Here is a 12099-nt window from a genome sequence, read left to right as displayed (position 1 = left end):
CGCCCCGCCCCCGTCGTACGTCCCCGAGCGTGAGGAGACGAACGCGCCGGCGGACCTCATCGACTGGGGCTTCCTCTTCGACGGGCTGGGCTTCGTGCGCCGGGCGATCTTCCGGCACTGGTTCCTGGGGCTGTGCATCATCGCGGTGATGAGCGGCCTGGGCTCCGTGGCGGCGAAGCTGATGCCGCGCAAGTACCACGTCGAGACGCGGATGCTGACGTACCGCAACCTCATCATCTCCTCGCTGGTGAACCCGGGGCGCTCCATCCCGATGGAGGCGGATCAGCCCACGCGCGCCGCATGGGAGATGGTGCTCAGCCGGGGCAACCTCAAGTCCGTCATCAAGCACGCGAAGCTCGTCGAGTACTGGGACCACATGCGCTCGCCCCTGAGCCGCATGAAGGAGCAGTACCTGAAGAAGGCGCCGCCGCCCATGGCCGACGAGGACAAGGAGGAGGCGCTCATCGCCATGCTGGAGTCGAGCCTCAACGTGATGGCGGAGGGCGGCTCCGGCACGGTGACCATCGGCGTGGACTGGGGCGACCCGCAGCTGGCCTTCAACATCGTGGAGGCCGCGTCGCAGAACTTCCTCGACATGCGCCACGACTCGGAGATGGGCGCCATCACCGAGGCCGTCAACATCCTGAAGACGCAGGTGGACAACGAGGCAGCGAACATCAAGCAGGCCATCGCCGACCTGGAGCGCGCGGTGAAGCAGGCGGACGCGCGCCGCAAGAAGAAGGAAGCGGACCCCAAGGCGGCCAGCGCGCGGCAGGCGCTCCTGCAGACGGACCACGCGCTCGCGCAGCTGAAGTTCCTGGTGCAGGCGAAGCGCCGGGCCATCCGCGACGTGGAGGAGTTCAGGAGCCGCAGGCTCGCGGAGCTGCGTGCGCAGCTCACCGAGCAGCGCGTCGTCTTCTCGCCGCAGCACCCCGTCATCGTGGACCTGGAGCAGCGCGTGGCCGCGATGCAGCAGGACACGCCCCAGCTCATCGGGCTGCGCGCGGAGGAGCAGTCGCTCATCCAGGAGTACCTGCGCATGGGCGGCACGGACGTGGACTCCGCCACCGAGGGCTCGAGCCTGGCGCTGGGCGGCACGCCCATGGCGGGCGCGCTCTTGGGCACGCCGGATGATCCGGAGGTGGCGGTGGCGTCGGACCGGCTGCGCATGGTGGTGATGCGGCACCAGGAGAAGATCCGCCGTCTGGACCTGGCGCAGACGGAGCTGGAGATTTCGAAGGCGTCCATGAAGCACCGCTACAGCGTGCTGATGCCGGCGCTCTTCCCGGAGAAGCCGTCCAAGCCGAACCCGAAGCTCATCGCCATCGCGGGCGTGGTGGGCGGGGTGGCGCTGGCGGTGTTCGCGGCGGTGGCGTTGGACATCCTGCGCCGCCGGGTGCTGGAGCGCTGGCAGGTGGAGCGGCTCTTGAAGTTGCCGGTGCTGGCGGAGCTGGAACGGCGCTGAAGGTTCAAGCGGGTGCTGCCCCTCAGGGCAGCGCGCGCGGGGGTGACACTGTGACGGTCTGGACCTGGGTGGACGTGGCGCTGTGTGTGGGGCTCTTGCCGGTGGCGGGAGGCTGCGGCTATCTGCTGCTGCTGACGCTGCTGTCCGGACGCAAGGCGGCGCCGGTGCCGCCGTCGCCCGCGGTGCGGAAGTTCGACGTGGTGATCCCCTCGCACAACGAGGAGCTGGGCATCGCCCGGACGGTGGCGAACCTGTCCGCGGTGGACTACCCCACGCACCTGCGGCGCATCCTCGTCGTGGCGGACAACTGCTCGGACGCGACGGCGGAAAAGGCGCGCGAGGCGGGCGCCACGGTGCTGGAGCGCCAGGACGCGGAGAAGCGCGGCAAGGGCTACGCGCTGGCGCACGCCTTCGAGCGCAGCCAGCGGGACGGCTTCGCGGACGCGGTGGTGGTGGTGGACGCGGACACGGTGGTGACGCCCAACCTGCTGCACGCGTTCTCCCGCCGGCTGGAGGACGGGGCGCACGCGGCGCAGGCGCACTACGGGGTGATGAACCCCACGGCGTCGTGGCGCACGCGGCTGATGACCATCGCGCTGGGCATGTTCCACCGGGTGCGCTCCATGGGGCGCGAGCGGATGGGCGTGTCCTGCGGCCTGCGCGGCAACGGCATGTGCTTCACGCACGCGGTGCTGAAGCAGGTGCCGCACGACGCGTTCAGCGTGGTGGAGGACCTGGAGTACGGCATCCGCCTGGCGCGCGCGGGGCACCGCGTGCACTACGCCTGGGAGGCGGAGGTGCTGGGGGAGATGGTGACGGCGGAGAAGCAGAGCCGCTCGCAGCGTCAGCGCTGGGAGGGTGGGCGCGCGCAGATGCGCAAGCTGCACGGCTGGCCGCTCTTGAGCGACGCGCTGAAGCAGAAGAGCGGGCTGCTGTTCGACCTGTCCATGGACGTGCTGGTGCCGCCCCTGAGCCAGTTGATGCTGGCGACGGTGGCGGGCGCGGTGCTGGCGGCCGGGGTGGCGTGGCTGTCGGGGGGCACGGCGGTGGCGGCCTCGGCGCTGGCGTCGTTCGGGCTCACGTCGCTGGCGCTGTACGTGCTGCGCGGCTGGTGGGTGTCCGGCGTGGGCGCGCGCGGCCTGCTGGACCTGGCGTGGGCGCCCCTCTACGTGGTGTGGAAGGTGTGGCTGATGGTGCGAGGCCCCGGCGCGGAGAAGCGCGGCGAGTGGGTGCGCACCACGCGTGAGGCGGAGCGGCGGTAGCGCGGCGCTGAGCGGCAGGTCGCGGCGGTAGCGCGGCGCTGAGCGACGCTTCGCGGTGGTAGCGCGGGAGCGGTCGTAGCAGTGCATCGCGCGGGGCGGAGCGGCAGGTCGCGGCGGTAGCGCGGGCGGAGCAGCGACAGCGGAGTTTCGCGGCGGTCGCGCGGTGTGCCCGCGCGGATGCGATTCGATCCGCACCCGCGTGGGAGTCAGCTGCCGACGGCGGTGGACCGTCGGCGCGGGCTTCGCACGGAGGCGGGTGTCGGGACCCGGGGCTTGCGTGCGGCCACCGGCCCCGAAGCCCCGAGTGACGCCTGGATGGGACACACGGTGTCCGGGGCGCAGAACCCTTCGACCATCAGGGTGGTGATGGCGCGGCGCATGCGGCGCAGGTCGTCGATGCGCGCGTCGATGGCCTCCACCTTCGCCTCCGCGAAGCGGGCCACCTCGCGGGTGGGAGCACCCCGCCGGTCGGACAGGGCAAGCACCGCGGCGAGCTCCCGCAGGGTGAAGCCCAACTCCTGGGCGCGGCGGATGAAGCGCACGCGGATGGCGGCGTCCGGGCCGTACAGGCGCTGGCCGCTCTCGCTGCGAGCCAGGGGCACGAGCAGCTTGCGGCGCTCGTAGAAGCGCAGCGTGGACAGCTTCACGCCCGCGGCGCGCGCGAGGGCGCCAATCCTCAAGGGTGCTGCCTGCGCAGCTTCAACGGACCGTCGCGGGGATGCCACCACGCCACCTCCTGGAGCCCAGGATGGCACCGCCCTGCACGAACATCCACGCCAGCTCCAGGACGAGGAACCCGACGAGCACCTGCGTCGCGCCCTGCGAGAGCGCCACCACCATCCAGGTGGAGAACAGCGCCCGGCCCACCGTGTCGATGGCGCCATGGAACGCGGTGGGCTGGACGAGCCGCACCACCGACCACAGCGTCACGATGGTGCCGAACAGCGTGACGAAGAACAGGTGCGTGGGCGTGAACGCGGGAAGGGGATCACCGCCCAACGACAGCGCGTGGTGCACCTGACGAACGCCCGCGAGCACCGCCTCCGCCGTCCAGGGTGTGGCGAAGGGGACGGTGACGATGAGGTCATACAGCGCACTGGCCAGGACGACGCGACGGGACACGGAGGAGTCAGGGTTCATGTCCAAAACCCTAACCCCTGCACCTTGGTGCAGAGGCAAGCGCGCCGTTCAACGCACCGCCGAGGGAAGCCCCTCGCGTCGCTTCACCGTGCCCAGGAGGACAGCGCCCTGCGCGACCATCCCCGCCAGCTCCATCACGAGGAATCCGACCAGCACCTGGGTCGCGCCGTGCGCGAGCGCCAGCAGCATCCACAGGGAGACCGGCACGCGGGCCACCGTGTCGACGGTGCCAAGGAACACGCTGGGCTGGATGATCCGGGCCACGGCCCACGTCACCGCGAGGACGCCGAACAGGGTGACGAAGAACAGGTGCATGGGCGTGAACAGCGGCATGGCATCACCGCGCAGCGACAGCGCTTGATGCACCTTCCCCAGGGCCACGAGCACCGCTTCCGCCGTCCATGGCGTGGCGAACGGCAGGGTGACGACGAGGTCGTACAGCGCGCAGCCACGGATGATGCGGCGAAGCAGGGGGGAACCGGGGTTCATGCCGGGAACCCTACCCCTTGGTCCGCCAGCAGACCTCCAGCACCTGCTCCGCCTTCGCCTGCCAGGTGAAGTGCTTCTTGATGCGAGCGCGCGTTCAACCCGCCCCGGCCCGGGCACGCGCTCGCGCTCGGGAAGGCCGTTCTACGGAGCCCGCTGGCCACTTGGTCCAACTGTTCAAGGAATCCAGTTATAACAAGGTTTACTTGTTCAATGTTCGGAAATGCGGGATTTGTCGCAGGGCGAGACACGCACGCAATGCGGTTCGCCTTGGAGGGTTCATGAAAAGGATTTTGTGTTTCATCGTATCGATGCTCGCGGTCGGCTGCGGGCCCATCGAAGATGCAGTCGACCCATCCGGGCAGCCCATCGGCACCGTCGAGGGCAACGCGACGGCCGTGGCGACCCGCGATGCGTCGACCCCCGTTTACGATGCCGGTCATGACGCTGGCTACGACGCCGGTCATGACGCTGGCTACGACGCCGGCTACGACGGCGGAGGCACCTGCGCGCCCGGGTGTTCGTCGCGGACGGGTTATCACCTCTACTGTCCGTCGAACGGCTCGACCACCGGGTCGTGGTGCCCCGAGAGCAACACGTGCAGCACCATGGACAACTGCCAGGCCTCGCAGAAGCAGAGCTGCGACCAGTCCTGCCCTGGCGGCTGTCAGACCGTCTATGACGGGCCGCAGAGCTGTTGTGACTGTGCTGGCAGTGGTGACGGCGGCACGGGCGGTGACGGTGGCACCGGCGGTGACGGCGGCACGGGCGGTGACGGTGGCACGGGCGGTGACGGTGGCACCGGCGGTGACGGTGGCACCGGCGGTGACGGTGGCACGGGCGGTGACGGTGGCCGTGACGGCGGCACGGGGGTCGACGGCGGCGGTAACGACGGCGGCTCCGACGCGGGCCCTCCCCCGTGCGACACCATCGACATCTGCAACGTCTGCGAGGGCGACGGCTCGAGTTGCGAGGGGTGCGACGGCGTGATGGGCAGCAACCTCCAGCTTGACGTCTGCGGCGTCTGCGGCGGCGACAGCTCGAGTTGCGCGGGGTGCGACGGCATCCCGTGGAGCGGCCTCACCTACGACGCCTGCGGGGTCTGCGGCGGCGACGCGATCCAGGGCGGCGGCGAAGCGCCCATCGAATGTCCGTCCTGCGACGGCTCCCCCAGGAGCGGGTACGTCTACGACATCTGCGGGGTCTGCGGCGGCGACCACTCGACCTGCCCCGGATGCGACGGCGTCATGGGCAGCGGGCTCTCCTACGACGCGTGCGGCGTCTGCGGCGGGAATGGCTCGGAGTGCATCGGTTGCGACGGCGTCATGGGCAGCGGGCTCTCCTACGACACGTGCGGCGTCTGCGGCGGGAACGGTCCCCCCTGCAAGCCGCCCCCTCCTCCTCCGGCGAAGCAATACGTGATGAGCATCTACTTCGTCCCCGCCGACGGCGCGGATGGAGCGGTGCCGCTTCTGGGCAATGCGGCGTATGCGAGCCCGAAGACGCTCCTCGCCGCGCTCCTCCAGAGCGAGATCTTTGGCAGCGGCCACGTGAACCAGAACCTCGTCGGCCTCTCGCATTCCATCGGCCACGCATACGTCGACTTCTTCTCGCGCAACGCCGACGGCACCGGTGTCGCTCCCGTGGGGGGCTACCCGACGGGGCAGACCGGCGGTGGTGGCCCCGGGGACGTGGTGGACGTTGGCGCCGGCGGCACCATCCTCCGGGTCTATCCGGGGCGGATGAACACCGTCGCCGAGGCGTCAAACGACATCACGCTGCGCAAGAAGAACCACGGCGGCCCCGTCACCGTGCGCGGCCCGGGCAATGTCGTCGTCGGCGCCGAGCTCTCGGCGCAGCTCATCGGGCGCGCTGACTTCATCCTGAGCGAGGCGACCTGGAAGGCGGTCCAGGCGCGCGTCACCCTGCACAGCACGAGCGGCACCGACCAGCGCTACGCGCTCATGATGGAACCGGCCATCAAGTCGCGCCAGCCTGGCGAAACCACGGGGGGCGAGGGCGCCGGCTGCACGAGCTTCGCCTCGATGTGTGTCGTCTTCAGCGGCGCCATCCCGCGCACGACGGTCAACCCCAGCTGGACACGGACCATCACCTTCGGAGAGCGCACCATTGGACAAGGCACCTACCACTGGGGCAGCCACATCCGGGGAAACTGGCCGCCCGCGACGAACATCCGTGACAAGAACGGCGGCCTCCCGGCGGTGACGAGCATGAGCGCGTGGACCTTTCCAGGGGGCTGGGACCGGGATGGGATCCTCCATCAGGTCTTGATCAAGTCCGGGCGCGAGGGTCCGACCCAGCAGCGCAACATCACGGGCTACTGGTACGACCCTGACTACATGTACTTCTGGGTCAAGGGCGTCTACGACGCGGCGCTCGCGGGAAATGGCACCGCGCCGTCCATGGGGCTGACCTGGAAGTCCAAATCGACCGTCAACTCGAACGCGGTCGGCGGCTATCCGTACATCGAGGTCGACGTCAGCGGCGCGAAGCCGAAGGCCACCTGGGACACCACGCTCGACCCGTACCGCGTCGACTGGATCGACGCGCCGTAGTCATCCCTCCCGCTTCCTCCTTCACGGTGTGTCCGCCGCCCTGGCGACGGGCGCACCGTGAAGGCCCTGGAGCGCGACGCGCGAACCTCAGTCCGCCAGCGGCATCCCGAAGTCCGGCTGGCCGCGCTCGCCGGACACCCAGCGGTAGACCTCCAGGACCTGCTCCGCCTTCGCGCGCCAGGTGAAGTGCTTCTGGATGCGCGCCCTCGCGCGCGCTCCCATGGGGCCAATCACGGACGGATCCGCCACCAGCTTCTCCAGCACCCCGCGCACGCGCTGCACGATTTCGTCCGGCGTGCCCATGGGGATGGCGAAGCCCGTGGACGGGCTCACGATTTCACCCGGACCGCCGTAGTCCATCACGATGGGCACCAGGCCCAGCGCCATCGCCTCCGCCACCACCGCGCCGCCGAACTCGCGCACGCTCGGGAAGCCGAAGATGTGGTTCTTCGCCAGCCGCCCCTGCAGCTCCTGGTGCTTCACCCAGCCGGCGAACGTCACCCCGTTCTCCAGCCCGCCCTTCGCCACCTGCGCGCGCAGGTTCTGCATCTCCGCGCCGTCGCCGATGAGCTCCACCACCACCTTGCCCTCGCGCACCAGCGGCGCCGCCGCGTCGATGAGCATCGCCATGCCCTTGTACGGCACGAAGCGCCCCACGAACGCCACCCGCAGCGGCAGCCCCGTGGGCGCCTCCGCCTTCGACGCGCCGAAGCGCCGCACGTCGATGGCGTTCTCCGGGATGTAGACCGTCTTGTCCTGGTACTCCGCCGCCAGCTGCGAGCGCGTCGCCCGCGAGCCCATCATCAGCGCCGCCGCGTGCTTGCGCGTCGACTTGTAGAAGGGCATCAGCTTGTAGACGTCCCGGATGTAGCTCAGCCACTCGCGCTCACGCACGCGCGCGTCCCCGAAGCCCTTGGGCCACGGCAGGCCGCCGTTCATGGGCCCCATCACGAAGGGCACCCCGGCCTCCGCGCACCGCGCCGCGAGCGTGCTGGGCGTCGTGGGGCTGATGGGCGTGTAGCGGTGCACCACGTCGAATTCCTTCGCGCGGATGCGGTCCCCGAAGCGCCGCCAGAGCAGCTCCTCGAAGTAGTAGTAGGGCAGCACGCTCAGCGCCGTGGCCGTCGTCCAGCCCACGCCCGCGCGGCCTCGCAGCACCTCGCCCACCTTCTCCAGCGGGCGCTCCACCGGCGTGGAGTCCAGGGCCGTGAAGTCCTTTCCCTCCACCAGCCCCTGCTTGAGGATGTTCTCGCGGTTTCGCACCTGGGTGACCAGGTGCACGTCCGCCACCTCGGCCAGCGCCCGGGCCAGGGACCAGCCTTCCAGGGGAACGCTCACCCAGTCGGGGTTGCACAGCTCAGCAATCAGGAGGACACGGGGTCGGGAGCCAGCCATACGGCATCCGCATCTATCCCAACCCGGGCCCGGGATATAGCCTCCCCCCTCTCCGTCCGATGACCTCCGCACCCTCCCGCGCCGCCTGGCTCCAGTACATCGTGATGATCGCCGGGCTGGGGCTCGTCACCGTGGGCGCCGCCGCGGTGGGTGACGGCAACCCCGTCGTCACGCTGGCGCCCGTGCTGGCCCTCACCGTGGGGTGGGTCATCTGGAAGGTGCCGCTGCGCTACCTGGCGCTCACGGTGCTCTACCTGGTGCTCGCGGTGGACTACACGCCCGAGCGTCCCCAGTCGATGTTCTGGCCCTCGCCGCTGTTCCCGCTGGGCAAGCTGCTGTTCACCCAACTCCATGAGTTGGTGGGCATTGGTGCGCTGCGGTTCCCGCTCATCGACGGGCTCATCATCGGGGCCATTGGCATTGGCATCTACCGGCGGGCCACGAAGTCCACCATCGACCCGCCCGTCGTCCCCATCCCCCGGCCGCTCGCGGTGGTGCTCGCCATCTCGTTCTTCTCCATCATGTGGATGGAGGTGTGGGGCGTCGTCCGCGGCGGGGACATCAAGAACTCGCTGTGGCAGTGGCACCAGGCCGCCGTGCTCCCGCTGGTGGCGATGATGTACCACTACAGCCTGCGCGGGCCGGAGGACTGGCCCGTGGTGGCGCGCACCATCATCCTGGCGGCGCTCACCAAGTCCGCGGTGAGCACGTACTTCGCGCTCGTCATCATCCCGGCCCAGGGGCTGGAGGTCGAGTACACGACCTGCCACTCGGACTCGATGACGTTCATCTTCGCCATCACGGTGTGCATCGCGCGGTGGCTGGAGCGGCCGAAGTCCGGCCACGCCATCCGGGGCCTCATCATCATCCTGCTGGTGTTCATCGGGATGTTCTTCAACGACCGGCGGCTTGCGTACGTGAGCCTCGTGGGTGGGCTCGCGGCCGCGTACTTCTTCAACCCGTGGACGCCGCTGAAGAAGTTCATCACGCGCGGGCTGCTGGCGTGTTCGCCGCTGCTGATCGTGTACTTCCTCGTGGGGTGGAACTCGAGCAGCGGCGTGTTCAAGCCGGTGGCGACCTTCCGCTCCATCATCGAGGGGCAGCACGCGGAAGGAGAGCTGGACTACCGCGACATCGAGAACCTCAACCTCATCGCGACGTGGAACACCAACCCGGTGTTCGGCACGGGCTACGGGCACGAGTTCCTGGAGCCCTACCCGCTGCCCAACATCGCGTTCGTGTTCCCCACGTACCGCTTCCACCCGCACAACTCGCTGTTGGGGCTGCTGGCCTTCGGCGGGTGGTTCGGGTTCACGGGCGTGTGGATGTACCTCGTGGTGACGGTGTACCTGGCGGCGCGCTCGTACCACCGGGCCTATTCGGCGGAGCACCGCACCGCGTGTCTGTGCATCGTGGGCGTGGTCGCGTCGTACCTGAACCAGGTGTTCGGGGACATGGGCATCATCTCGTACATCTGCACGTTCCAGGTCGCCGTCATGTCGGCGCTCGCGGGCAAGCTGGCCATGGTCACCGGAGCGTGGCCCTGGCCCCAGCGCGAACAGGTGCTGGGATTGACCCGTGCCCCGGAACCGCAGCCCGTGGACGCGGACGCGGGCCAGGTGGCGTGACGGTGGCGGGCCGAGCCCAGCCGTTGATTCAAGCCCCGCCACCCACGGACAGCCGGCGCTGCTCCGCGATGGGCAGCAGCCGTTGGCGCAGCTGCTCTCGCACCTGGTGGAGCCACCAGCCCACGGTGCCGGTGGAGCGCCCCACCTGGGCTCCGATGCTCACGTAGGAACGACCCTGGGCTCGCAGGTGGAACACCTCCCGCTGCTGCGGCGGCAGGCCGTTCACCGCCTCCATCAGGTCCTTCTCCTGGATGAACGTCCAGAGCTCCCCGCCCTCGTGCTCGTCCGGATCATCGCTCAGCACCGTCACCCAGCCGGCGTTCACCGCCTTGCGCTGCTCCGCGCGGTGGTGCCGCAACAGGCTGATGGCCCGCGTGTTGATGACCCGCCCCGTCCACGCCCGGAACGCCTCCGGCCCCTGCCGGTGCAGCCGCTCCCGCCACGCCTCGTCCAGCGCGTGCTGCACCAGGTCCTCTGCGTCCGCCGTGTTCCCCAGGATGCGCCGGGCGTGCTTCAAGAGCCCCGAACGGAACTGGATGACCATGAGTGCGAACTGCTGCGCTTCTTCGTCAGCCATGGAGTGCCCCCCGAGCAGCGTCCGTGCACCCCCATGATGACCAGGCTTTCCAAGCGGGACAAAGCCTAATTACCCGGATTCACCTGGAGTGTCTGGAAAACCCAACTCACCTCGGGATTTCCATCCCGGCTGTCCCGAATGCATCTGGTGGCTGTCTTTTGGATGTCCATCCGCCGTGTGGGCAGCGCGATACCCGACAGCAAATGTATCAAGGTGACAGACAGTCACCAGCGGGGACTGATCCGGTGACGTCAGCCCCGCGGGGTGATTGACCGGATCCGGGGGAACGGTGCTACCGGGCCGGGCTCACAGGCAGTTCTGCGCGTAGATGGGGCTGCTGCAGATGGCGTCATAGACGGACGCGTTGCAGGTGTCCGGGCCCGGGATGACGTTGCAGAGCGTGCCCATGGCGTAGGTTCCGCAGTTGAACTGGAGGCGCTGGCCGTAGCGGTAGAGGACGCCCACCGGGACGATGTAGCTGGAGCTGTTGACCAGGCAGATGTCCTGCGTGCCCAGCAGGTCCACGGTGTAGATCTCATTGGGGTTGAAGCTGCGGCACTCCACCGTGCAACTGGAGAAGACCGGCGGCGGCAGGAAGCCATACATGAACGTGGTGGGCTGGCCGGTGAGGGCGCCGAAGGTCCCGACCGGCGCTCCCGTGGAGGCCAGCGGGCTGCCCGTGCCGTTCCAGTTGCCCTGCCCCAACGAGTACGTGCCCACGCCCACGGTGGCCAGGGCGTTGAGCGCGGCATTCTGGCTGGCCGCGGCGCCGTAGTACGTGCGGAAGGAGCGCACACGGCCCGGCGCGAGCGCGCCCAGCTGGAAGTCGAAGTGGGCGCCCAGGTCTCCCGGCCCCAGGTCGGTGAACGTCGGCGTCCCGGTGGGCAGCGCGCCGTGAGGGGCCAGCGGATCCAACGAGTCGAAGCCGTTGCTATCCACGCGCAGCACGGACGGGGCCGTGGCGCCGGCGAGCGTGACGTACTCGGAGAAGGTGTTGGGCGCCACGTCGTAGTCGATGGCGCGCGTGTAGCGCAGGTCGTTCACCGGCACCGTGCCGATGTTCTCGATGAGGACATCCACCTGGTAGAGCAGGGCCGTCGCGGGCGATGGGACGTACCGGTGGGTGACGCGGAACGTGTTGCCCACGCGCACCACCGACGTCGCCGTCGTCGTCGTGGCATTGAAGCTCTCCACGGTGACGTTGCCCGCGCCACAGCCCGCGGAGGTGAAGCCGGTGATGTTCAGGTCGGCGCTCGCGACGCCCCAGCCCTCGCAGGGCGTGCCGGGAGCCGCGGCCTCCGTGTTGTTGGGCACGAAGCGCAGGCCCACCGCGGTGGTGCCGTTGGTGCCGCCGGACACGATGCTGGTGGCGCACGGAACCGTCAGGTGCCCCGCGCTCGCCACGCCCAGTTGCACCGTCCCGTTGCTGATGACGCCGGGACAGGAGGGCGGCGGGGGCGGCGGGATGTAGGCGGCGGACGCCGCGTCCGCCTCGGCGCTCTGGAGACCTTCCAGGTTGCGCGGGTGGATGGGCGTGCCGGTCTTTTCCAGCGCGGGGGCGGGCTCGCCC

At 69.5% G+C, this 12099-nt stretch carries 10 protein-coding genes; 4 read left to right on the top strand and 6 right to left on the bottom strand.

Annotated elements, in window-relative coordinates; genetic code table 11:
- A partial coding sequence (epsV, locus tag D7V93_RS25675) for a PCP family exopolysaccharide biosynthesis protein EpsV (protein ID WP_120645905.1) occupies positions 1–1465 on the top strand: 1465 nt, incomplete at its 5' end.
- 50 nt (positions 1466–1515) lie between these two features.
- Positions 1516–2727, top strand: coding sequence for an exopolysaccharide biosynthesis GT2 family glycosyltransferase EpsU (gene epsU, locus D7V93_RS25670; protein WP_120645904.1), 1212 nt, complete (start codon positions 1516–1518; stop codon positions 2725–2727).
- A 206-nt stretch (positions 2728–2933) separates the two neighbouring features.
- Here epsU and D7V93_RS25665 read toward each other — a convergent pair whose 3' ends face one another.
- From D7V93_RS25665 to D7V93_RS25655, 3 genes are read right to left on the bottom strand one after another with little or no spacing between them, the layout of a single operon-like run.
- Complete coding sequence (locus D7V93_RS25665; RefSeq protein WP_208723151.1) at positions 2934–3407, bottom strand: MerR family DNA-binding protein; 474 nt, start codon at positions 3405–3407, stop codon at positions 2934–2936.
- Positions 3408–3426: 19 nt separating this feature from the next.
- On the bottom strand, positions 3427–3867 hold the full coding sequence (locus D7V93_RS25660) for a hypothetical protein (protein ID WP_120645906.1): 441 nt from the start codon (positions 3865–3867) through the stop codon (positions 3427–3429).
- A 48-nt stretch (positions 3868–3915) separates the two neighbouring features.
- Positions 3916–4356, bottom strand: a complete 441-nt coding sequence (locus tag D7V93_RS25655) for a hypothetical protein (RefSeq protein ID WP_120645903.1) — start codon at positions 4354–4356, stop codon at positions 3916–3918.
- 278 nt (positions 4357–4634) lie between these two features.
- Here D7V93_RS25655 and D7V93_RS25650 point away from each other — a divergent pair, with 278 nt between their 5' ends.
- On the top strand, positions 4635–6929 hold the full coding sequence (locus D7V93_RS25650; RefSeq protein ID WP_147451318.1) for a hypothetical protein: 2295 nt from the start codon (positions 4635–4637) through the stop codon (positions 6927–6929).
- A gap of 87 nt (positions 6930–7016) precedes the next feature.
- Here the strand turns inward: D7V93_RS25650 and epsH are convergent, their stop codons facing one another.
- Positions 7017–8324 carry an exopolysaccharide biosynthesis glycosyltransferase EpsH gene (epsH, locus tag D7V93_RS25645; protein WP_120645901.1) on the bottom strand — a complete coding sequence of 436 codons (1308 nt, stop codon included), beginning with the start codon at positions 8322–8324 and terminating at the stop codon, positions 7017–7019.
- Positions 8325–8383: 59 nt separating this feature from the next.
- Here epsH and wzy point away from each other — a divergent pair, with 59 nt between their 5' ends.
- Positions 8384–9952 carry an exopolysaccharide repeat unit polymerase gene (gene wzy / locus D7V93_RS25640; RefSeq protein ID WP_120645900.1) on the top strand — a complete coding sequence of 523 codons (1569 nt, stop codon included), beginning with the start codon at positions 8384–8386 and terminating at the stop codon, positions 9950–9952.
- Between the two features lie 28 nt (positions 9953–9980).
- Here the strand turns inward: wzy and D7V93_RS25635 are convergent, their stop codons facing one another.
- Both D7V93_RS25635 and D7V93_RS45180 read right to left on the bottom strand, forming a co-directional pair.
- Positions 9981–10529 (bottom strand): RNA polymerase sigma factor, encoded by a 549-nt coding sequence (locus D7V93_RS25635; protein ID WP_120645899.1) that lies wholly within the window; start codon positions 10527–10529, stop codon positions 9981–9983.
- A gap of 306 nt (positions 10530–10835) precedes the next feature.
- Positions 10836–12099 (bottom strand): hypothetical protein (locus D7V93_RS45180; RefSeq protein WP_120645898.1); only part of this gene is annotated, 1264 nt, incomplete at its 5' end.

The organism is Corallococcus llansteffanensis (assembly GCF_003612055.1).
In the GTDB taxonomy this organism is placed as follows: Bacteria; Myxococcota; Myxococcia; order Myxococcales; family Myxococcaceae; genus Corallococcus; species Corallococcus llansteffanensis.
This window is presented reverse-complemented; position numbering and strand designations above follow the sequence as displayed.